Origin of the sequence: Bifidobacterium sp. UTCIF-1, assembly GCF_006408915.1 — a bacterium.
Lineage (GTDB): Bacteria > Actinomycetota > Actinomycetes > Actinomycetales > Bifidobacteriaceae > Bifidobacterium > Bifidobacterium reuteri.
Genome location: NZ_JFAG01000008.1, coordinates 56,999 through 77,355, shown reverse-complemented (window position 1 = coordinate 77,355; position 20,357 = coordinate 56,999). Strand labels below are relative to the sequence as shown.

The following is a 20,357-nucleotide window of genomic DNA, read 5'->3' as shown; positions in this document are numbered from 1 at the left end:
ATGACCGACCTTTCCATAGCCTCCGGAACCCCATACCTCAACACCGCCGGCTCGCTGATCAGTCGCATCAGGGGCGTGCCGGACGACGACATGCGCACCATCCGCCGCCTGTTGAAGGTCTGGCGCGACCACTACGCGCGCAACCTTCTGCGCAGCGCGTTCTACGACGGCAGGCAACGGTTCAACAACCTCGGCATCAGCATCCCGAACATCGTGGCCGCCAAGGCCGGCGTCGTGGTCGGATGGCCGCAGAAAAGCGTGCGTGCCCTGGCCGACAAAAGCGTGTTCGAGGGATTCGAGACGCCCGACGGCGACCCGAACGGCATCGGGCGCATCGTCATGGACAACGCCTTGACCGACACGATGGGCGAGGCCATCATCAGCTGCTACAAGCATTCCTGCTCGTTCCTGACCATCGACTACGATCCCGACGACCCATCTGGGGAGCGCATCCTCGTCATCCCGCGTTCGGCGGACTGGTCCGCCGCGATCTGGGACAACACGCGCCACCGGATCGCCGCCGCCCTGACCATCACCGACAACGACCAGTACGGGAACATGACCATGTTCAACGCGTGGCTGCCCGGCCGCAACTACGCATGCCGGCGCGACACGGGCGGCTGGAAGGCGGAACGCCAGGACAACCGGCTCGACCGCGTCAGCGTGGTGCCCATCGTCTACGACCGGGGCGACCGGCCGTTCGGCCACAGCCGCATCAACCGCACGCTCATGAACCTGACCGACATGGCCATGCGCACCATGGTGCGCATGGAGGCGTCCGCCGAGTTCTACTCGGTGCCGAAGATCTGGTTCCTCGGACTCAACCGTGACGCGTTCAGCAAAGACACCTGGTCCAGCCTCGTGTCCAGCATCAACGCGGTGTCCCGTGACGAGAATGGGGACATCCCCACGCTCCAGCAGGTCACGCAGGCATCCATGCAGCCACACGGCGACATGTTGGAGACCATCGCCATGCTCGCCAGTGCGGAGACCGGCATCCCCGCCGAACAGCTCGGCATCCGCCTGACCAACCCCACCAGCGCGGAGGCCCTGGCTGCGGCTGAGGACCAGCTGACCCGCATCGCGGACCGGCAGAACCGCGCGTTCGGCATCCAACTGATGAACGCGATGAGCATGGCCGTCCAACTGCGCGACAACACGGCCAATCCACCCGACCTGGCTGGAATACGACCATTGTGGGCGCCGACCCGCGTCGTGTCCGAGGCGGCACGCGCCGACTACTACACGAAGGTCGCCGGAGCCAACCCTACGTGGGCCGACTCCGACGTAGGCCTGAGCAAGCTCGGCCTGAATGCCGACGAACTCAGGAGCTTCCGTGCCTACCAGCAGCGCATGAGGGCCCAAGAGCACATTGATCAGATACGCCAACAGGCAGCCATAAGCAGGCAGGGAGGTTCCGATGTCCAATCCGAACCTGCCTCCACTGTCGGACAGCAGCCGCAAGGAACTGGAAACGGTTCTGGATCGGCTGACCAAGGCGTACCAGTCGAGTCTGGAGATGCTGGCCGATGAGGCGGCGGACGCCATCGAATACGCTTACGGCCGTGCGGACGCCGACCTGACCGGGATCATGCGCGACTACGCGCGCGACGCCAGCCAGCAGGCGGACGACTACTACAACGCCGTCCGCAAGGCCTACGAGAACGCTTACGGCTACACGTTGGAGGACTATGCCACCAGCGGCGTCTACGACCCCGATTTTACGCTCTACCGCATGGTTGGCGGCTTCAACGGCGGCGACTGGAACGGTCTGAACTACACGCAGCTGAAGAACGGCCAATCCCGCGCAGGCCTGACCGTGGACGACCTGTGGCCCAGCTTGAGGAACATGGACGACGCGATGCAATGGGCCGCCGACATGGTGCGCGCCTCCGCACGCTACACCATGGAACGCGACATCGCCGACGACCCCACCGGCCCCCGCTGGGCGCGCGTCACCGGAGGCGCGAAGCCATGCGCGTTCTGCGTCATGCTCGCCGGCCGCGGCTTCGTCTACCACAGCAAGGAAAAAGCCAAATTCGGCGCCAGTTTCCACGACGGGAAATGCCACTGCACCGCCATCCCCGGATGGAAGGACGACGTGCTCACCCCCAGCCAGCAGGAATGCAAGAGCATGTATCAGGCAGGCAAAGCGGCTGCCGGGGAGAACGCGCCACGCAACGCCGAGCTCGCCGCCATGCGCCGCCTCTACGCCGACAAACTCAGTGACGGCGTCACCCCGACACCGGACATCCGATGGAGCCATAATGCAATCAGGCCGACAGAGTCCGAACTCGCTAGGCTGTCCGACTTCACCGTGCGCATGCCATGGGATAGATACACCCCCGAACAGAAACAGAGAGTATTGCGTGGTTGGACCGATGGCACATTCAAAGAAACCAATAATGCGTTATTCGGTAATATCAAGACGACCGATGTGATTGGCAAACGCATCGAAGTTATCGACGAGATCTTGACCGACCACTATACGCACCGGCAATTCACCGTAGACCGCTATATGCGACTGGATGTCTTCGGCATAGATAGCCTGAACGAACTGGCGACGATTCCACTCGGCAAGATTGTCCAACACCATGGGTACATGGCGACTTCCCTCCTCGAGGGAGGCGTCAAAGTCGAGATGGACGGAGCCAGAGTCTCCACACGAATTCTGCTTCCTCCGGGGGCCAACGCCGTGTATCTCGAACCGATCACCAAGAAGAAGGGGCAGGATGAGATACTCCTTCCACGAGGGGGCTATCTGCAATTCGAAGGCTTTGGACGGCAGAAAAATGGCGAACCTATAATTTATGCGAGATTGGTATGATTAAACCATGAACGAACGCTTCGTGACGACACCGGATCAGGTCACCATCGTGACCGATCCCGAGCTCATCGCGCAGATTCACGCCAGAACGGGATTCATACCCCCATCGGCTGAGGAACAGGAGTGGATTTCTCGCGAGGGAAAGAAACGCTGGTCAGTCGGAGATTATGTATCCTCCGATGAACTTCGTGCCGAATATGCGCGTAAGAAGGATCTCGGCCAGCTTTAGGAAAAGGACTCCCATGCGTCGTGATCTTGATTTGGTGCGTTCGATCCTGAAGACGTGCGCGGATGCTTCCGGTCCGGTGGATGCGCATGCGTTCACGGATGACGCGCACCCATTCGAACTGGTCGCCTATCATGTGCGTATCATGCAGGAGGCCGGACTGGTCGAGGCGTCGCTGCTGCGCGAGGCAGGCGGTTCGGTCGTCCATGCCACGGTCGGCCCGCTCACGTGGGCCGGCAACGATTTCCTTGACGCGGTGCGCTCGGAGTCGATCTGGTCGAAGACCAAGAAGACGATCATGACCACGATCGGCAGCGCATCGTTCGAGATCGTCAAGGCGGTCGCCATCAAAGCCGCCTCCGACGCACTCGGACTCTGACCCTTAAACCTCTTTTTTTCTTGACCACCCGCACGGGTGGTTTTTTTATGCCCGAAACGGGCCCGTATCAACCCATTTAGGAGGAACCATATGGCCGAGGAAGCCAACAACACCACCCCGTCTCAGGAGGCGACGGAGCCGCACGGCGAAGCGCAGACGACGGACTGGGAGGCGAAGTACCGGGAGGCGGTCTCGCATTCTCGCAAGTGGGAGCAGCGCGCGAAGGACAACAGCGCTGCCGCCGCGGAACTGGAGAAGCTCAAGGAATCAAGCCTGAGCGAAGCGGAGAAGACCGCGAAGCGTCTCAAGGAGCTCGAATCCGAGAACGCGGCCATGAAGGCGGAGAGGCAGCATGCCGAGTGGGCAGCGCAGGTGTCGAAGGACACGGGCGTGCCCGCGGACCTGCTGCACGGCGACAGCCTCGAGGCCATGGGCGAGTACGCGAAGAAGCTCGACCAGTGGGCGCATCCCAAGCCCAAAGGCATGCCCAACCAGGGCGGCAAGCCGGATCATCCCGCCAAGGGACAGGAGACCCGCGACTTCGTCAACCGCATCTTCTCCGACTGACCTCCTACCAAGCAACCACATCCCAATCCCATTCCCGAAAGGAAACGAACCATCATGGCAATGACATTGGAGAAACTGCCCCTGCCCAGGGAGCTCGCCACCGCGGTGGTCAACAAGGCCAAGGACACGAGCACCATCGCCGCGCTCAGCCCGTCCAGCCCGATGATCTTCACCGACAAGGACTTCCTCATGTTCAACGGCAAGAGCGAGGCCGAGGTCGTGGCCGAAGGCCAGTCCAAGGGCTCATACGAGCAGGACACCACCACCGTGAGCGCGAAACGCTTCAAGGTGCAGACCACCACGCGCGTCACCAACGAGCTCCAGTGGGCCGACGAGGACAACCGCACGCAGATCATCGAGGCGATCCAGCTCGACCAGGCCGCCGCCATCGGCCGCGCCCTCGACTACGTGATATACCACGCCGTCAACCCCAAGGACGGCGAACCCCTCACCGGCTACGACGCGCTGACCGCAGGGGCCGTGCAGGTGCCCGCCGGCGACGACGAGATCGCGAACGTGGACGCTCTGGCCGACGCGCTCAACCAGACGTATGACGTCAACGGCGTCGCCCTGTCGCGCACGTGGGCGTCCCGCCTGCGCAAGGTGCGCGTCCCGTCCACCGGCATGCGCTTCTATCCGGAGATTCCGCTCAACCTTCAGGCCGGCAGCCTGGATGGCATCACCGCCGCCACGTCCGGCACGGTCAACGGCACCAAGGCCAAGACGCCGACCGGCGTGCTCGCCCTCATGGGCGACTTCAGCCTGATCAAATGGGGCATGGTGCGCGACATGTTCGCCACGGTCATCCCCTACGGCGACCCGGACCATGCGGGCACCGACCTGCAGAACGTGAACATGGTCGCCTACCGCACTGAGGCCGTGTTCGCGTACGCCGTCCTCGATCCCAAGGGATTCGCGGTCCTCAAGACCCCGGCCGGAGAGGGGGCGTGATGGGCTTCCCCGTGCAGAACCTCATCGTCCAGAAACGCACCGCCAAACACAAGGCCGGCCCCCTGGACGCTCCCGTTGCCCTCTACAACCCGGACGGCACCCCGTTCAAGGCCGGCTCCGATGCGCCGACGACGATCCCGCAGGGGGCGCTCGTCCCCGGCGCGGGCATCGACCTCGTGCGAGACCAGGATTCCGGCGTGATCACCGCGAGCGTGAAGGCGAAGGGCATCACGGCGGGCATGCTCGCCGACGGGGTCGCCGTCTCCGGGCCGAAGGGCGACAAGGGCGATCCGGGTACCCCCGGCGCGAAGGGCGCGACCGGGGCTCCCGGCCCTGCGGGCAAGTCCGTGACCAAGCTCGCCCTGACCACGGATGCTGCGGGCAAGGTGACCGGCGGCACCGTCACGTTCAGCGACGACACCACCGCACAGGTCACCGTGACCACGGCCACGGCTCCGGCCGGCGACCAGCCGGCGGACCAGCCGTCCGCCATCGGATAACCGGGAGGAGGCGGCATATGGCCGACGACGAGACCAATCCGGAGCCGGCGCCGTTCGCCACCCACGTGGAACTGGAGGCCCGCTGGCATCGGCTCACCGACGCGGAACGTGTGCAGGCGGACGAGCTGCTCAAGGACGCGAGCGAGATCATCCGCAACCACGTGGCCCGCTATCCGGAGACACAGGACCCCGCATGGTGGACGGCTCACCGGCGGGGCCTGCAGCTCGTGGCCTGCCAGATGACGCGCACCGCAATGGAACAGCAGGTCGCCGGCGGGCCCACCGGCGTCACGCAGACGACCGAGACCACGGGCCCGTTCTCCAACTCCTACAGTTGGGCGAGCCCGGACGGCTACCTGCGGTGGAACGACGGTTTCCTGCGCGCCCTCGGCCTGGGAGGGCAGCGCATGTTCAGCATCGACATGACGGACGGGAGCATGAACGCATGACGGGCGAACCACTGGAGACGGTCGAATTCCGTCGAGCCGCGGTCTCGACGGTCCAAGGCAGGCGCGTCGCCGGCGAACCCGTCCCGCTCGGCATCCTGCGCGTGCTCGCCGCCCCGGACCATGCGCAACGCTCCACCGACGTGGCCCGCGCGGTGACGCCGGCCGCCTTCGACCTGTACGCGCGCGGCCGTCCGCCGTTCGACGTGCACGCGGGCGATCAGGCCGTCCTGCGCGGCATGACGTTCACCGTGACGCGGGAGCCGGAACTGTGGGCGCGCGACGGCACCGTCATCGGCGTGCAATACCGGATCGAACGAGAGGAGGACGCATGAGCCGCAACGTGAAGGTCGTGCTCAACCGCAAGAACGTGTCCAAACAGCTCCTGCACAACAGGCAGCTGCTCGACGACGTGCAGGAGCAGGTCGAGGGCATGGCGCAGGTGCACCCGTCCATCAAGGTGTACCGCAACGAGGACGGCGAACGCGGCAACGTGGTCGCCACCATCCCCATGCAGGTCGAACGCAAGCATCGCGGCCTGATGAAGGACATGCTCGGGAAGGTGCGGATATGACGCCCTCCTTTCCGGGCGCGGACCCCTCGGACATGCTGTTCCGGCTGCTCTCCGCCGCATTGCCCGGCGTCGATGTCGGCTGGGACATGCCCTCCGGCGATGGTCCGAAATGCCTGATCATCCTTTCCCCCGGCACCTGCCCCACACCCATCACCCAGCATATGACCGTCAGCCTGTCCTGCTACGCGACCCAGCCGGACGGCTCGTGCGATTGGGTCGCGGCCGCAGGCATGTTCTCCGATGGGGTGCGTGCGCTGCTGTCCCACAGAAAGACCAGGCCGCTCGTGGACGCGGCCATCCAATCCGGGCCGATCCGCCGGCATGACGGACAGCTCGGCATCGACTATGCGTATGGCGAGGTCCTGCTGACCGTCGCCACACGATGAACGTTTCCCACTGAAAGGACATCATCATGGCAAACAATCTGGAAACCAGCCTGCTCGCCGCCGGAGCCACCGGACTCGAGTTCGTGTACAACGGCAACAACAGCGACCTCGTCCGTCTCATCAAGGAGGCGGCGATCTTCAAATACCCGCTCGCCGAGAACCTGACGTTCGGCCCCAACTGGAGGCCCGCGGAAGGCAAGGAGCCTTTGGGCTACTTCAGCGAGGACGGCATCACCATCCACCCCGAGGCCGGGGACTCGAACGACTTCACCGCGCACAACGGCAACACGGTCGTCTCCTGGAATTCGGGCGGCTACTGGACGGTGCAGTTCGCCGGCCTCGAATCGAAGAAGGAGATCGTGGAGACCTACTTCGACGCCACGCTCGACGCCGAGGGAGGCCTGACCGTCAGCGCCGCGGACTGCAACACGTTCGCCCAGTACGTGGTCGCGGGCCTGAGCCAGAACGACGACCTCATCCTCCTGCACTTCCCCAAGGCGAAGGTCGGCGAACGCGACGACATCACGTGGAACGTGAGCAACCTGCAGAACTTCGGCATGACGCTGCGCACCTACAAGGACTCCGCGGCCCACCCGTACTTCATGAAGGCGTACGGCTTCGCCAAGACCGCGTGAGAGGAGACGACATGACCGCCGAATACACGCAGATCACCCCCGAACTCGTCACCGACCAGTCCGATTCGAAGCCGGTGCACATCCAGTACGGCGACGTGAAGCTGGACCTGCCCCGCCTCGACGACTCACGCCATGTGCCGCTCGCGGTGCTCACCGTAGGCATGACCGCGATCAGCCGCGGATGGGACAACCTCGACGAGGACGAGAAGATCGGGCTCCTGTCCGTGCTCCTCGCCTATCTGACGCGCGAATACCCGCGTCTGGAACGCGAGCTCGACCGCAAGAGCGGCGACAAGATCAAGGATGTCGGACGCATCATCGACGCGTGGGCCAAGGCGTCCTCCACCGACCCAAAATCCTGATCCTCCTTCACCTGTGGTGGACGAGGCGCCCGGCGATCCAATGCGACTGGTGCCTCGTCTGGGGCGGCCCGTGGGACCCGGAACTGCTGCCCGCCTACGCGGCGTGGCCCATGTTCCGGGAGATTCTCATGGACCGTTCCAGCCGCAGCTTCGCCGCGTTGGCCGGATGGTCGTTCATCCCCGACCCGGCCGACAAGTACATCCATGCAGCCAGCCAGACCACGAGGATGCGCAGACGTCCGGCTTGGGAGAAGCCCGATCCGCTCACCATGCCATCCGCGCCGGGCGCCCATACGGCGGCCGTCCACGACGAGGCCCTGCGCGACAGGCTCAACGCACGTCTCGGCATCACGTCCGACCAGAGAGGAGCCTGACCCATGGCGAAGGAGCTCGGCACCGGCTACATCATCATCAGCCCCTCCACCAAGGGCTTGGGCAAGGCCATCGAGGGAAGCATCGGCGACGCCACGACAAGCGGCGTGAAGACCGCCGGCTCCACGATCCTGAGCCGTGTCGGCGGCGCGTTCAAGACGGTCGGCAATATCGGCGTGACAGCGGTAGGCGCCGTCACCGGCGCGATCGTCGGACTGGCCGCGAAGGGCGGCTTCGACCGTGCGCTGAACATCGAACGCGCCCAGACCAAGCTCAAGGCGCTCGGCCATGACACGAAAAGCGTTGACGGCATCATGTCCGACGCGCTCGCAAGCGTCAAGGGCACCGCCTATGGTTTGGGCGACGCGGCCAGCGTCGCCGCAAGCCTGGTCGCCTCCGGCATCAGGCAGGGCGACGAGCTCGCCGGCGTCCTGTCCACCGTGGGCGACGTGGCGCAGGTGTCCGGCCGCAGCTTCACTGACATGGGCCTGATCTTCCAGCAGGTCGCCGCCAAGGGCAAGCTGCAGGGCGACGAGATGCTGCAGCTCATGCAGTCCGGCATCCCCGTCCTCCAATACCTGGCCGACCATTTCGGCATCACAGCCGCCGAAGCGCAGGACATGGTCTCCGACGGCAAGGTCAGCTTCGCGGACTTCGAGGCCGCGATGCGCGAACACCTCGGCGGGGCCGCCCAATCCGCAGGCGAAAGCTTCGACGGAGCGATGGGCAACATCAGGGCGGCCTTGTCCCGTCTGGGCGAGACCATCGCCACACCCGTCATCAACGGGCTGACCAGCATGGCCAACCAGGCCATCCCCATCATCGACGATTTCACCGCCCAGGCGAAACCCGCGTTGGAAGGCGTGGGCAAAGCGCTGGGCGACGGCCTGTCCAACGCGATCCCCACCGCACTGAGCCTCCTCGAACAGCTCAAAAGCGCCCTGCAGTGGTACGTGGACAATTCAGCCGCGGTCAACGCCGCGCTCATCACCGTCGCGGGAGGATTCGCCGCGATCAAGGCGTACACGGCCCTGGCCAGCGGGCTCGGCGCGCTCGCCGGCGCCATGGACCTCGTCAAGGCGTCTGCGGACGGTCTGAGCGCCGCGATCATCATCGGCCCGGAACTCGGCGGCACTGTCGCCCGTCTTGGTGAGTACGCGCGCAACCTGACTTTGGTGGCCAATGCGCAGAATGCCGCGCGGAGCATGTCCGGCATGCTGTCATCGTTGAAGGGCGCGGCAACAGCTCTCGGCGGGGCCTTGTCGGGCACTGTCGGCGTATGGGGTCTGGTCGCGGCCGGCGTGGCCGCCCTTGCCGCGGGCCTCGCGTATTTCTTCACGCAGACCGAGACCGGCAAGGCCGCATGGCAGTCGTTCATGGACTTCCTGCAGCCGTTGTGGGAGTCCGTGCAAGCCGCATGGCAACAGGCGTTGCCCGTCCTTCAAGGCCTTGTGGACTCGCTCGGACAGGCGTTCACCGGCATGTTGGACGCTGCCGCGCCCGTCCTCCAGAGCCTCGGCGAATGGTTCATGAAGGCGTTGGAGCCGATCAAAGCGAACCTGCCCGCGCTCATGGACGCGTTCGGCCAGCTCGGCACGGCGTTGGGTGACGCGTTCACGCAGGTCATGCCCGTCGTGCAGGATTCGATCTCGCAGATCATGGACGCGTTCAACCAGCTCGCCCCGGTGTTCGGCCAGCTCGTCGAATCCATCGGCCCGCTCGTCACCACGCTCGTGGATGCTCTCGCACCGATCATCCCGGTTATCGTGGGCGCGTTGGCCATGCTCATGCCGGTCATCTCGCAGATCGTCACCATGATCGCGTCCATGCTCATGCCGGTCATCTCGCAGGTCGTCACCATGATCGCCGCGTTCCTGCCCGTGATCATCCAGATCGTGACCACGCTGGTCGGCATGCTCGTTCCGGTCATCACCGCGATCGTGCAACTCGTCACCGCGATGATCCCGGTCATCACGCAGGTCATCACCACCATCATCAGCGTCCTAACCCCGGTCATCACCGCGATCATCGGCGCCATCCAAGGCGTCCTGACCGTGTTGACAGGCGTGATCACGTTCCTCACCGGAGTGTTCTCCGGCAACTGGCAGCAGGCATGGGACGGCATCAAACAGGTGTTCTCCGGCGTCTGGCAGGCAGTCAAAAGCGTGTTCACAGGCATCTGGGAGGCCATCAAGGCCGCCATCAGAGGCGGGTTGAACATCATCAAATCCCTCTGGGATGCGGCGTGGAACGGCATCAAGACAGTGTTCTCCACCATCTGGGATGGCATCAAGAACGCCGCCCGGAACGGGGTCGACGGTGTCCTCGGTACCATCAGCGGCATCAAGGACAAGATCACCGGATTCTTCTCCGGCGCCGGCTCATGGCTCGCCAGCGCGGGCCGCAGCATCGTCCAGGGTCTCATCGACGGCATCACCGGCATGATCGGCGCCGCCGGCGACGCCATCAGCGGCGTCATGGACAAGATCAGCTCGTTCCTGCCGCACTCTCCGGCGGAGGAGGGGCCGTTCAGCGGGCGTGGATGGACGCCGTACTCCGGTCGCGCGCTGGTGTCCGGTCTCGCACAGGGCGTCAGCCGTGGCATGCCGGAGGCCATGTCCGCCATCGACAAGGTGATGACGGCCATGAGCGACCGTATCGACGGCGCATCTTTCAAGACCAGCGTCGTCCCGTCCGCGTTCGCTGCGTGGACGGCGGACGCGCTCAGGACCATGACCGCCCTCGACCTCGCCGGCATGCGCTCCGGTGTCTGGCAGCCGGTGCCCGCTTCGAGGACGATCACATACAACATCAGCATCGACGCCCGTCGCGTCCAGTCCGACGCCCGCATTTCCTCTCTCATCGAGGAGCTTGTGGACGCGGCCGGCGTGACGGTGCGGTCGCGCGCATGACATGGGGGCCGGAAACCATTCCGGCCCACTGTCGTCTTCTCTCGTCTTTCGCTTTAGGAGGTTCGCATGGCTGACGGTTACGGCAATGGTATCGGCAACTGGCGGTGTCATGTGGCCGCTTGGGTCACCTCGTACGATGACACGTCAGACGTGATTCATGTGGAGGCCCGCTGGCAGGCATTCAACGGCTGGTATTACTACGGTTGGGTGGCCGCGACCGTGTGGGTCAACGGCCAGCAGGTCAACCATACGGACAACTCCGGTACGAAGAACACGGGCACGAACGGCGAGGTGACGGTGCTGACCGGCGACCTGCGGGTCGCCAAGACCGAAGGCTCCCGCAACATCACCTGCTCCGCGAGCATATACTTCAACGGCACCCATGCCGGCACGTCGAACGCCTCATGCGGGGTGCCGGTGGGCGGCATCCGCTACCGTGCCCCGCGTCCCCCGAGGAACGTGAACTGGAGCCGTGTGGACGATTCGGCCACGAACCTCACGTGGACCGGCGACTACGACGGCGGGTATCCGCAGCCGTGGAAGCAGGTGATCATCGACCGCATCATCTACACGGATGGTGCGACCACGGGCGTGATCTGGGGCAATGTCGCGACGCTCGGCTGGAGTGCGACCAACTATCGGGCCACCGGACAGAAGCCCAACAGCAAGATCGGTTACGCGGTGTACGCGCGCAACCAGGCCGGTGATTCCAGTCATGTGGACCTCACCTACCTGTATACGACGCCCACCGCGCCGGCCACCGTGTCTGCGGTCAAATCCGGGGCCAGCACGGTCACGGTCAGCGTGGACGCGTCGAAGACGTTCGCGTACCGACTGCAGGTGCAGCGCAGTCTCGACTCGCAGACGTGGGAGGATGTGGGCGAGGTCCGGATACCGTCGAACGGGAAGGTCTCATGGGAGGATACCGCCGCCCCGGCCGGCACCGTGTATTATCGGGCTCGCTACACGCGGCCCGTGTACGGGGATGATACGGGCAGGACCATCCTGTACTCCGGGTGGACGGCTTCGAATTCGGTCACGACGATCACGCCGCCGTCCGCGCCCACGATCATCAACCCCACGCAGGGCGCAACGTATGATATCGCGGACGGTTTGACGGTCTCGTGGAAGCCGAACCATCCGGATGGGTCCGCCCAGTCGGCCGCTCAAATCGAGTACACGGTCGGCACGCAGACCTACCCGACACTGACCGTGCAGGGCGCGAGAACGGACATGCCCATCGACGTGGGCTCGTTCACCGGAACCTGGAAGGTGCGCGTCCGCACCAAGGGCCTGCACGCCGACTGGGGCGCATGGTCCGACTACATATCGTTCACGCTCGCCAATCCCCCCAACGTGGTCATCACCAGACCGGGCGTCGTCATCACCGAGCTTCCCTTCCAGGTCGCGTGGAGCGTCTCGGACGCGACGGGCGTCAGCCAGCAGCGTGTCACCATCTCCCGTGCCGGCGTCACGGCCTATGAGGCGACTCCGGCGCCGGGCGTGACCTCTCTGACCGTCAACGGCACGGACTTCCTTCCCGCCAACGGCAGCGAATTCACCGTGAGCGTGACGGTGAGAGGAGGCAGCACCCTCACCGCGACGACGTCGAAGCTCGTCACGGCCGAGTACACGCCGCCCGCGCCTCCGCGGATCGAGACCACGGTGGACCCTGACACGCTGTACGCCACGCACACGGTACGGTACGGGGATACGGCCGGAGACGACCGTCCATCCACCGTCCGCGTGATGGTGCGGCGCGTCATCGACGACGACACGGTCACACTGAGCGACGGGCTGGCGGACGGCCATCAGGTCATCGACCCATTGCCGCCACTCCGATACGCGTACACGCTCGAGGCGGTCGCCATCGCATCCTCGGGCGCGAACAGCGTCACCCGGTCCACCGTCCTGATCGACACCGACATGTGCTGCCTGAATTTCGGTGCGGACGCTAAGGAGGCGTTGCCTGTAGGCGGCGCGTTCACGGTCTCCGAGAAACCCGAGCTGGCCACCGAGGAATACCATTTCGCCAGCGGCGACATGGACGGGCTTCCGGTCAGCTATCAGATGCGAGACCTCGACAACACGGTGGCCGTGTCGTCCAGGTACGACTGGGGCGACGGGAGCCTGTACCGGCTCATACGCCGCCTGTCACGCGCCTACGCATACGGGTGGTTCCGCAACATGGACGGGTCGCGCATGCGCGTGCGCGTCTCCATGTCGCAGAAAATCGCCGCGGACGGCCTCACCGTGGACTTCTCCGCCAGTCTTGACGAGATCGTGTGGAAGGAGCCGGAACGCTGATGGACATGACGCATCATCTCATGGGATTCGTCACATCGGTGCGCATCATGCGCGTGGACCGTGCGAGCGGGGCGGAGACCGGCCGTGTGGACGGCGTGCTCCGGGGCGGCTCCATCACCCGCAACCAGGACACCGACGTGACCGAAAGCGCCACGCTCGACTTCGAAGGAACCGACGATTCACCCACCGACCTGCTGCGCGTGTGGGCCGACCTCGACTATGAGGACGGGACCCGTGAATCGATCGCCTTGGGAACGTTCCTGCCGGACGGGCCTAAACGCGAGGTCACCGGAGGGGATGCGGACTCCCGACCCCTCAACCTGTACGGACGGCTGCGGGAACTGTCCGATGACCAGTTCGCCTATCCGGTGAGCCTTCAACCCGGAGAGAACCCGCTGACGTTCATCGACGAGACGATCCGCGAGGCCGGCTTGGAGACCGCCGCCCACCCTGCAACGGATTATCGGATGGGCACCACGTGGACGTTCGGCATGGACGACAGCGCGCAGAAGAACAAGCTCAACGCCATCAACGAGCTTCTGGACCTGATGGGCTGGAATTCCGCGCGCACCGACCCCATGGGCCGCGTACTGCTCACCCCGTATACGCAGCCCAAGGACCGCGCCCCCTCCTGGACGTTCACGGAGGGGCCGGACGCCCGGTTCGTACGCAGCATGACCGACGAACGGGACTGGTTCGACACCGCCAACCAGGTCATCGTCATCTACTCGGACCAGGAGCGCGACATCCGCGGTATGGCTGTGGACGACGATCCCGCATCCGAATTCAGCACCGTCACGCGCGGCCGCGTCGTGTCGAAGACATACACGTACAGCGACATCCCCGACGGCATGAGCGAGACGGACGCGCAGGCCATGGCCGACGCGAAGGCGGCGGAGCTGCTCGCCACCGCGCAGTCCGTGATACGACGCGTCACGTTCACCCACATCTACGCCCCCGTCACCATCGGGGACGTGGTCACCTTGGATTATCCGGCCGGCGGCATCCGCGGGGACCTCGCCGTCCGCACGCAGAAGATCGATCTCACCGCCGGTCTGCCGGTCGAGACCGAGGCAAGGAGCTTCGCACGATGACCTCTGACGCGCTTGAAGACGCGAGGAGCATGGGCCGGCGTCTCGGTCTCGACCTCATCCGCAACATCGCACCCACAGGCCCCTCCTTTTCGCTGCGACGGGCTACCGTCGTCAGCATCGACCTCACCTCCGGCGGGTATACGGCAGACCTGACCGTGGGCGGCGGCACGCTCCACGCCATCCCCATCACCGTGGACTGTCTCGGATGCGGTCCCGGCGACCGTGTCCTCGTCGAGACGTACGGAACGCAGTCGTTCGTCACCGGCATCATCGCGCGACCGGGCGCGGGGGCTTCCATGGGACACGCGAAGTTCAGGTTCCAGGACACGAACAGTTTCAAGGGCGACGCCTATGGGGGTGCGAACGAGATCATCGTCAACCGGGGCGCGCGACTGCTGCATGTCAATCTGAGCGGCTTCCAGTCCACGGTCAACCTGTCGGCGGGGTTCCCGGTCTGGCTGTATTCGAGCGGACCGAAACCCAGCAGGAAGATAAGTCTGGGGTGTGTCGGTGCCGTCGTCAGCGGCAACTGGGGCAAGCAGGCCGATTGGAACACGGATGGGAGCATCACGCTTCTGGGCGGGCTCGGCAGCAGTGATCGTGTCATCTGCCAACGGTTCAGCATGCCGATACCGGATGGCGTGGAGTTCACATGACCGCTCGTGGAAAATCTCATGGCGAAGGAGCGTATGAAACCAGTGGATGATCTGATATTCGCGGTCGCGGAATGGGCGATCACCGGCCTGTTGGGTGTGATCGCAACCGTGTTGTGGCGGCAGCTGAAGCATATGAGACAGGATGCGGCGGAACGCCAACGGCGTAACGAGCTGGAGACCGCCGCGCTGAAACGGGGCATGCAGATGATCCTGCGCGCCTATCTCGTGAACCTGCACCACAAGTGGGTCGCCGGCCGGGGATACATGCCGGTCGAGCAGAAACGATTGTGGAGCGACATGTTCAGCGCCTACGAGGCGTTGGGCGAGAACGGCATCATCTCAGCCTTATACGAAGACGTCAAGGAGGCCCACGTGGCACCCGATATAGGAAAGGAACAACAATGACAAGAATCCACATCAGCATGAAGAAGACCACGGACGAGGGGCTGACGCCGGTCACAGGGCAGATCAGGTTCATCCCGCGCAGGCATATCGACTCCGTGAAGAACGTCATCACCCGAGAGCCCTTCGAGGTCACCCTCGCGGACGACGGCACCGCCACCGTCGACCTGCAGCCCACGAACGGACGGTTCGTATGGCATGTGATCGAACTGCCCGGAACCGCCACGGCATACGACCGTTACGTGGAGGTGCCGGATTCCACGTCCACGGTCGAGTACGCGGACTTGGTGGATGTGGACCCGTCCACCCTGTTGCCTGCCGTGATGGGCAGCGTGCGGCCGGTGAAGATGCTTCCGCCAGCCTCGTCGCTCGAGGAGGCGGAGGCATTGTCCGCGAAGTACCCGGATTATCTGGTCTGGTATCCCGAGAACACGACCCGGTCGAAGGCCACCGCACTGGTCGCCTCCCTGGAGCAGTTGCAGGCGCAGGCGTTGACGAGCGCCACCATGACGTCCGCGTTGCATTCGCAGGCGATGTCGGACGCGTCGGTCGTGTCGGATGCCGCCAATGCGGCGAGGACCGTGACCGTGGATGCGGCCAATGCGCGCGCGTCCATCACGGCGAAGACCAGTGAGGCGTTCAGGGCCATCGACGCTGCGGTGCAGCAGGTGCAGGACAAGGCGGCGGACGCCACGGAGTCCGGCAAGACCGAGGCCACGGAATCCGACAAGGATGCCGTGGACTCCGACAAGACCGATGCCACGCAGCCGGATAAGACCGGCGACCAGTCCAAGCCCACTGTCGGGGAGTGATGCCGTATGAGCATCCTCCTCAACGGCCGCAAACTGGCCAAACCATTACGCAACGGGGTCCCGTGGAACGCTTTGCTGGACGGGCGGAAACTGTGGGGCACGCCCGCCGACACGGTGACCGGCGTGGAGATCCTCAACGAGGACGGCACGCCCGCGCCCACGAGCCTGCCGGTCAACGGTTCGATTCGGTTGGCGGCGCGCGCCACCTACGCGGACGGGCATACGGGCGAGGTCACGACCACGGGCGTCCGGTTCACGAGCCTTGACACGTCGGTCGCCACCATATCGGGCAACACGGTCACGTGGAGGCATGGCGGCACCGCGCTGGTCACCGCGACGATGGGCGGTTTCACGTCGGCGGCGTTGAGCGTGTCCGCCGCGTACGCGCCCGAATCCGTGACCCTGCTGGACGAGGCCGGCAAACCGGTCACCGCTGTCACGTTGCGTGTCGGCGAGGCGGTGAACGTGCGCGCGAACATCCTGCCTGCCGGAGCCTCACAGGAATATACGGCTACGGTCAAGGATACGGGTGTGGCGCGTGTGGGCGAGCCCGTGCCCACCGGCATCCGCACCGGCGTGGAGTCCCTTACCCTGCGTGTGGGCGAAGCACAGAATATTACGGTCAATGTCCTGCCCGACTACGTGTCGCAGGAGTTCACCGCCAGCATCCGTGACACGAAGATAGCCTCGTCCGGCCAGCCGGTTCCCACCGGTGTGACGGTCACGCCCGACAGTCTCACGCTCAGGGCGGGCGAAACCCGGAGCATACAGGTGGGCGTCCAACCGGATTATGCGCCGCAGGAGTTTACGGCCACGGTCAAAGATTCGAGTATCGCATCAGTCAAACAACAGTAAGGAGCAATATCATGCCAACAACAACAGAAGCGTTTAGGGGGGGGTCAGCGTCACCGGCCTGACCGCAGGTGACACCAGTCTGACCATCCAAGCCGGAACCGTGTCGAAGACCATTCCGGTGCACGTGTGGGCGAACCTGTTCAAGACGCCCACGCTCCCGCAGACCGTGAACGGCGTCACGTTCACCAAGTCGGGCGACGGCATCCACGCGAAGGGCACCAGCACCGGCTGGGCCACCGTCCGCGCGACCGTCACCCTCACGGCGGGCGAATACACGCTCGAACACACCACAGGCGGCACCGGCGACCTGTTCGCGGAAGTCAAGAACGACGCGGGCACCGTCGACCTGTTCTCGAACGCGTCGAGCAAACTCAAGGGCACGCTGCCCGCAGGCGACTACACGTGCATTGTGAGCATCGGCCCGTCGAAAACCGTGGACGAGACCATCACCCCGGTTTTGCGCAAACTCAGCTGAAGCCCCACTCGAGGGGCTTCCACAATCCACAAAGGAGGCCCCTCATATGGGAGCATTATCAGTCACCGGCCTCAAGACCGGCACCACCAGTCTCGACATCACCGCAGGCAGCATCTCGAAGACCATACCGGTGACCGTGAAATCCTCGAACCTGCTCGCCTATGGTCCCGCGTCGGGCAACAATCTGACCGTTTCTGTCGCGGCGGACGGGTCGCTCGACATGACGAGCAGCGGGAACGTCGAACCCGGCAAGGGCGTCATATGGACGTGGCAATGCCCCGACGAGCTCAAGGGCGCGGATCTCGTCCTGTCCTACGACGGCAGCGTCCCGGGAGTTCTCGTGGCCGAGATCATGGGCGACGGCAACAACCTCGCGACCATCTGGCAGGGCTCCAACGATAAGCCGGTCCACGTACCCTCGGGAACGAAAACGCTCAGCCTGCGCGTCACGAAGGGCGGCAACACGGCGGCACCAGTGACCGGGAACCTGAAAATCAAGCTCAACGTCGGCGGCAAGCCGGCCGCGTGGATGAAACCCGACAGCACGAACGTCAATGGCGCGGCGTCTTGAGCCGGTAAGCCTGCATCCAACCACGCCCCGACTCGAACAAAACAATCCGAGCCCCGCAGACACCTGCGGGGCTCACCCATACCTGAAAGGAACCCTGATGTGAAAGACTGGAAGACCCTGACGGCGGACGAGGACCTGATCCTCAACACGCATTACACGCCCGGCCGTGCGGGACGCCGGATAGACAAGATCGTCCTGCACCACAACGCGGCCAACCTGACCATCCGCGGCTGCTACGACGTATGGCAGTCACGCGAGGCGTCCGCCCACTATCAGGTGCAGGCGGACGGGCGGATCGGCCAGCTCGTCTGGGACACGGACACCGCCTGGCATGCCGGCGACTACGAGGCCAACTGCACGAGCATCGGCATCGAGCACGCGGACATCTCCGACAACCCATGGCGCATCAGCGACGCGACACTGGACAACGGCGCGCATCTGGTCGCCGCCCTGTGCCATGCGTACGGTCTGGGCGCGCCCACATGGATGGTCAACGTTTTCCCGCACTCCTATTTCAGCCCGACCGAATGCCCCGCGTCGATCGCGGGCTCGCAGAACTCGGCGTACATGAGCCGCGCCCGCCAATGGTACGTGGCCATGGCCAACAACACCACCCTAGACAGCTCTACCGCAGACACCAATGAAGGAGACAATGACATGGCAGCAGCGATGATACGAAACGACGATACAGGCCTCATCTACTATTGGACGCCCGAGACCGGTCTCACCCCGCTTGGGGAGCCGGCGGAGGCGGACGTCCTCTCGCAGGCTGGGGTCAAGACCATCCACGCGAACAACAAGGCCCCGTGGTGGGTCCGCGCCCAGCAGGTCACGAACCGCGTGCAGGCGCGCACCCTCGCCTACGAGAAGGCTCAGACCGCAGCCTTGGAGACGCTCGCCAGGAACGTGGGAGCTCCGGCCGACCAGATCGTGGCCGCCGTCAAGGCGAGCGTCGACAAGGCGCTGGCCGACGTCAGCATCACACTCGCCAACACCAAGGAGGTGAAGTAGCATGGCAGCAGCACCCGAAACAACGACCATGGACACGGAGGCCGACCTGCAGCCGGTGGACACGCCCGGCGTCGCCGACCACAAGGCCTCCGACCTGAACGGCGACAACGTGCCCGACTGGCTCATCCCATCCCGCGTGTACGACATCCTCAAATGGCTGGCATTGGTCGTCCTGCCCGCATTGAGCGTGCTCGTCGCCGCCCTTGGCCCCATCTGGGGTTGGGGCGACCTCGCCGGGCAGATCGCCACCAGCGTCAACGCCGTCACCCTGTTCCTCGGTGCCATCATCGGTGCCAGCGCCATCAAAGCCGCATCCAGCAGGTCCTAGTGGAATAATCCGCACCCTGTTTTAACACGCCGCCCCGCTCTCCTTTGTGGAGGACGGGGCGGTCTTCGCGTATCCGGCAGGCCTCTCTCCAGCCTGCGTGCGCACACATTTTTGGGCACATTTTGGGCACATTTTTTCGGAAAACCAATGATTTCGGGTGAAAGACAGTGAAAACAGAAAAGCCGCTCTCCCCTACTGCCGTAAGGGAAAGCGGCTTGTTTCCGCCGAAGCGGATTGGTGGAGGCGCGGGGAATTGAACCCCGGTCCGATGACCGAGCCCGCAGTCTTCTACGTGCGTAGTCTGCTGGCCGTACGGCGGTTTTTCTGCCCCCATCGATGTCGCAGACGACTGATGGCGAGCATATCCGCAGTTAAAGTCCCGATGCAGCCCTGAGGCTCAGCTGCATCAGCAAGTCTTCTTAACGACGCTCAGCTTCCCCCCGAAGACGAGGAGGAGTGAACGGAGCGGCTGCTCACTGGTTAATCCTGGCGCGAAGCTCAGGCAGCGAGAGCGAACTCAGTGCGGTTAGATTTAGCACTTATTCTTTTGTCGGGGTCATCCACGAGTGGACCCGACGTTCTCGGCACGCTTCCCTGCAGCGAACAGGTCACCGTCGAAACCGATCGCCCCCATATTGAATTATCAAACTTGCCGGCCTTGGCCGGACATTTCATGATAACCCTTCGTCCGACCAAACGCAAATCCATT

25 protein-coding genes and 1 other RNA gene are annotated in these 20,357 nt (G+C 64.4%); 25 read left to right on the top strand and 1 reads right to left on the bottom strand.

What is annotated here, in order from left to right; genetic code table 11:
• From BW09_RS04675 to BW09_RS04555, 25 genes are all read left to right on the top strand, one after another.
• Nucleotides 1–1,533 carry a phage portal protein gene (locus BW09_RS04675; RefSeq protein ID WP_081886570.1) on the top strand — a complete coding sequence of 511 codons (1,533 nt, stop codon included), beginning with the start codon at nt 1–3 and terminating at the stop codon, nt 1,531–1,533.
• The gene (locus BW09_RS04670; RefSeq protein WP_140462412.1) at nt 1,421–2,827 is read left to right on the top strand and encodes an ADP-ribosyltransferase; all 1,407 of its coding nucleotides are present in this window, start codon (nt 1,421–1,423) and stop codon (nt 2,825–2,827) included. Before BW09_RS04675 ends, BW09_RS04670 begins: the two co-directional genes overlap by 113 nt.
• 7 nt (nt 2,828–2,834) lie before the next feature.
• Nucleotides 2,835–3,056 carry a hypothetical protein gene (locus BW09_RS04665; RefSeq protein WP_044090537.1) on the top strand — a complete coding sequence of 74 codons (222 nt, stop codon included), beginning with the start codon at nt 2,835–2,837 and terminating at the stop codon, nt 3,054–3,056.
• A 13-nt stretch (nt 3,057–3,069) separates the two neighbouring features.
• On the top strand, nt 3,070–3,432 hold the full coding sequence (locus BW09_RS04660; protein ID WP_140462413.1) for a DUF2513 domain-containing protein: 363 nt from the start codon (nt 3,070–3,072) through the stop codon (nt 3,430–3,432).
• 90 nt (nt 3,433–3,522) lie between these two features.
• Entirely contained in the window at nt 3,523–3,999 is a 477-nt protein-coding gene (locus BW09_RS04655) for a heavy metal transporter (RefSeq protein WP_140462414.1), read from the top strand.
• Nucleotides 4,000–4,053: 54 nt separating this feature from the next.
• Nucleotides 4,054–4,950, top strand: coding sequence for a phage major capsid protein (locus BW09_RS04650; protein WP_044090533.1), 897 nt, complete (start codon nt 4,054–4,056; stop codon nt 4,948–4,950).
• A complete protein-coding gene (locus BW09_RS04645) occupies nt 4,950–5,450 on the top strand; it encodes a hypothetical protein (RefSeq protein WP_140462415.1) in 501 nt (166 codons plus the stop codon). Before BW09_RS04650 ends, BW09_RS04645 begins: the two co-directional genes overlap by 1 nt.
• Nucleotides 5,451–5,467: 17 nt before the next feature.
• Entirely contained in the window at nt 5,468–5,899 is a 432-nt protein-coding gene (locus BW09_RS04640; RefSeq protein WP_140462416.1) for a Gp19/Gp15/Gp42 family protein, read from the top strand.
• Nucleotides 5,896–6,231 carry a hypothetical protein gene (locus tag BW09_RS04635; RefSeq protein ID WP_140462417.1) on the top strand — a complete coding sequence of 112 codons (336 nt, stop codon included), beginning with the start codon at nt 5,896–5,898 and terminating at the stop codon, nt 6,229–6,231. Before BW09_RS04640 ends, BW09_RS04635 begins: the two co-directional genes overlap by 4 nt.
• Complete coding sequence (locus BW09_RS04630; protein ID WP_140462418.1) at nt 6,228–6,470, top strand: hypothetical protein; 243 nt, start codon at nt 6,228–6,230, stop codon at nt 6,468–6,470. Before BW09_RS04635 ends, BW09_RS04630 begins: the two co-directional genes overlap by 4 nt.
• Nucleotides 6,467–6,856, top strand: coding sequence for a hypothetical protein (locus BW09_RS04625; protein ID WP_044090525.1), 390 nt, complete (start codon nt 6,467–6,469; stop codon nt 6,854–6,856). Before BW09_RS04630 ends, BW09_RS04625 begins: the two co-directional genes overlap by 4 nt.
• A gap of 26 nt (nt 6,857–6,882) precedes the next feature.
• The gene (locus BW09_RS04620; protein WP_044090524.1) at nt 6,883–7,491 is read left to right on the top strand and encodes a hypothetical protein; all 609 of its coding nucleotides are present in this window, start codon (nt 6,883–6,885) and stop codon (nt 7,489–7,491) included.
• Between the two features lie 11 nt (nt 7,492–7,502).
• A complete protein-coding gene (locus BW09_RS04615; protein ID WP_044090523.1) occupies nt 7,503–7,853 on the top strand; it encodes a hypothetical protein in 351 nt (116 codons plus the stop codon).
• The gene (locus BW09_RS04610; protein WP_140462419.1) at nt 7,817–8,227 is read left to right on the top strand and encodes a hypothetical protein; all 411 of its coding nucleotides are present in this window, start codon (nt 7,817–7,819) and stop codon (nt 8,225–8,227) included. The genes BW09_RS04615 and BW09_RS04610 overlap by 37 nt, the downstream gene beginning before the upstream one ends.
• A 3-nt stretch (nt 8,228–8,230) precedes the next feature.
• Nucleotides 8,231–11,137 (top strand): tape measure protein, encoded by a 2,907-nt coding sequence (locus BW09_RS04605; protein ID WP_140462420.1) that lies wholly within the window; start codon nt 8,231–8,233, stop codon nt 11,135–11,137.
• A gap of 66 nt (nt 11,138–11,203) precedes the next feature.
• A complete protein-coding gene (locus BW09_RS04600) occupies nt 11,204–13,444 on the top strand; it encodes a fibronectin type III domain-containing protein (RefSeq protein WP_140462421.1) in 2,241 nt (746 codons plus the stop codon).
• Nucleotides 13,444–14,538, top strand: coding sequence for a hypothetical protein (locus BW09_RS04595; protein ID WP_140462422.1), 1,095 nt, complete (start codon nt 13,444–13,446; stop codon nt 14,536–14,538). The genes BW09_RS04600 and BW09_RS04595 overlap by 1 nt, the downstream gene beginning before the upstream one ends.
• Complete coding sequence (locus BW09_RS04590; protein WP_140462423.1) at nt 14,535–15,194, top strand: hypothetical protein; 660 nt, start codon at nt 14,535–14,537, stop codon at nt 15,192–15,194. The genes BW09_RS04595 and BW09_RS04590 overlap by 4 nt, the downstream gene beginning before the upstream one ends.
• Before the next feature lie 18 nt (nt 15,195–15,212).
• Nucleotides 15,213–15,599, top strand: a complete 387-nt coding sequence (locus BW09_RS04585; protein ID WP_140462424.1) for a hypothetical protein — start codon at nt 15,213–15,215, stop codon at nt 15,597–15,599.
• Nucleotides 15,596–16,408: a hypothetical protein gene (locus BW09_RS04580; protein WP_140462425.1), complete on the top strand. Its 813-nt coding sequence runs from the start codon at nt 15,596–15,598 to the stop codon at nt 16,406–16,408. Before BW09_RS04585 ends, BW09_RS04580 begins: the two co-directional genes overlap by 4 nt.
• Before the next feature lie 6 nt (nt 16,409–16,414).
• The gene (locus tag BW09_RS04575) at nt 16,415–17,263 is read left to right on the top strand and encodes an Ig-like domain-containing protein (protein ID WP_140462426.1); all 849 of its coding nucleotides are present in this window, start codon (nt 16,415–16,417) and stop codon (nt 17,261–17,263) included.
• A gap of 100 nt (nt 17,264–17,363) precedes the next feature.
• Complete coding sequence (locus BW09_RS04570; RefSeq protein ID WP_258184991.1) at nt 17,364–17,738, top strand: hypothetical protein; 375 nt, start codon at nt 17,364–17,366, stop codon at nt 17,736–17,738.
• 46 nt (nt 17,739–17,784) lie between these two features.
• The gene (locus tag BW09_RS04565; protein ID WP_140462427.1) at nt 17,785–18,309 is read left to right on the top strand and encodes a hypothetical protein; all 525 of its coding nucleotides are present in this window, start codon (nt 17,785–17,787) and stop codon (nt 18,307–18,309) included.
• Nucleotides 18,310–18,408: 99 nt separating this feature from the next.
• A complete protein-coding gene (locus BW09_RS04560; protein WP_081886568.1) occupies nt 18,409–19,320 on the top strand; it encodes a peptidoglycan recognition family protein in 912 nt (303 codons plus the stop codon).
• Between the two features lies 1 nt (nt 19,321).
• Nucleotides 19,322–19,648: a phage holin gene (locus BW09_RS04555; RefSeq protein WP_223847955.1), complete on the top strand. Its 327-nt coding sequence runs from the start codon at nt 19,322–19,324 to the stop codon at nt 19,646–19,648.
• A 235-nt stretch (nt 19,649–19,883) separates the two neighbouring features.
• Here the strand turns inward: BW09_RS04555 and ssrA are convergent.
• Nucleotides 19,884–20,280: a transfer-messenger RNA gene (ssrA, locus tag BW09_RS04550) on the bottom strand.
• Nucleotides 20,281–20,357: the final 77 nt, after the last annotated feature.

What these genes read in the sequence shown, in the direction of transcription:
- BW09_RS04675 (WP_081886570.1), top strand. Translation starts at nt 1, where the DNA reads ATGACCGACCTTTCCATAGCCTCCGGAACCCCATACCTCAACACCGCC.
- BW09_RS04670 (WP_140462412.1), top strand. Translation starts at nt 1,421, where the DNA reads ATGTCCAATCCGAACCTGCCTCCACTGTCGGACAGCAGCCGCAAGGAA.
- BW09_RS04665 (WP_044090537.1), top strand. Translation starts at nt 2,835, where the DNA reads ATGAACGAACGCTTCGTGACGACACCGGATCAGGTCACCATCGTGACC.
- BW09_RS04660 (WP_140462413.1), top strand. Translation starts at nt 3,070, where the DNA reads ATGCGTCGTGATCTTGATTTGGTGCGTTCGATCCTGAAGACGTGCGCG.
- BW09_RS04655 (WP_140462414.1), top strand. Translation starts at nt 3,523, where the DNA reads ATGGCCGAGGAAGCCAACAACACCACCCCGTCTCAGGAGGCGACGGAG.
- BW09_RS04650 (WP_044090533.1), top strand. Translation starts at nt 4,054, where the DNA reads ATGGCAATGACATTGGAGAAACTGCCCCTGCCCAGGGAGCTCGCCACC.
- BW09_RS04645 (WP_140462415.1), top strand. Translation starts at nt 4,950, where the DNA reads ATGGGCTTCCCCGTGCAGAACCTCATCGTCCAGAAACGCACCGCCAAA.
- BW09_RS04640 (WP_140462416.1), top strand. Translation starts at nt 5,468, where the DNA reads ATGGCCGACGACGAGACCAATCCGGAGCCGGCGCCGTTCGCCACCCAC.
- BW09_RS04635 (WP_140462417.1), top strand. Translation starts at nt 5,896, where the DNA reads ATGACGGGCGAACCACTGGAGACGGTCGAATTCCGTCGAGCCGCGGTC.
- BW09_RS04630 (WP_140462418.1), top strand. Translation starts at nt 6,228, where the DNA reads ATGAGCCGCAACGTGAAGGTCGTGCTCAACCGCAAGAACGTGTCCAAA.
- BW09_RS04625 (WP_044090525.1), top strand. Translation starts at nt 6,467, where the DNA reads ATGACGCCCTCCTTTCCGGGCGCGGACCCCTCGGACATGCTGTTCCGG.
- BW09_RS04620 (WP_044090524.1), top strand. Translation starts at nt 6,883, where the DNA reads ATGGCAAACAATCTGGAAACCAGCCTGCTCGCCGCCGGAGCCACCGGA.
- BW09_RS04615 (WP_044090523.1), top strand. Translation starts at nt 7,503, where the DNA reads ATGACCGCCGAATACACGCAGATCACCCCCGAACTCGTCACCGACCAG.
- BW09_RS04605 (WP_140462420.1), top strand. Translation starts at nt 8,231, where the DNA reads ATGGCGAAGGAGCTCGGCACCGGCTACATCATCATCAGCCCCTCCACC.
- BW09_RS04600 (WP_140462421.1), top strand. Translation starts at nt 11,204, where the DNA reads ATGGCTGACGGTTACGGCAATGGTATCGGCAACTGGCGGTGTCATGTG.
- BW09_RS04595 (WP_140462422.1), top strand. Translation starts at nt 13,444, where the DNA reads ATGGACATGACGCATCATCTCATGGGATTCGTCACATCGGTGCGCATC.
- BW09_RS04590 (WP_140462423.1), top strand. Translation starts at nt 14,535, where the DNA reads ATGACCTCTGACGCGCTTGAAGACGCGAGGAGCATGGGCCGGCGTCTC.
- BW09_RS04585 (WP_140462424.1), top strand. Translation starts at nt 15,213, where the DNA reads ATGGCGAAGGAGCGTATGAAACCAGTGGATGATCTGATATTCGCGGTC.
- BW09_RS04580 (WP_140462425.1), top strand. Translation starts at nt 15,596, where the DNA reads ATGACAAGAATCCACATCAGCATGAAGAAGACCACGGACGAGGGGCTG.
- BW09_RS04575 (WP_140462426.1), top strand. Translation starts at nt 16,415, where the DNA reads ATGAGCATCCTCCTCAACGGCCGCAAACTGGCCAAACCATTACGCAAC.
- BW09_RS04565 (WP_140462427.1), top strand. Translation starts at nt 17,785, where the DNA reads ATGGGAGCATTATCAGTCACCGGCCTCAAGACCGGCACCACCAGTCTC.
- BW09_RS04555 (WP_223847955.1), top strand. Translation starts at nt 19,322, where the DNA reads ATGGCAGCAGCACCCGAAACAACGACCATGGACACGGAGGCCGACCTG.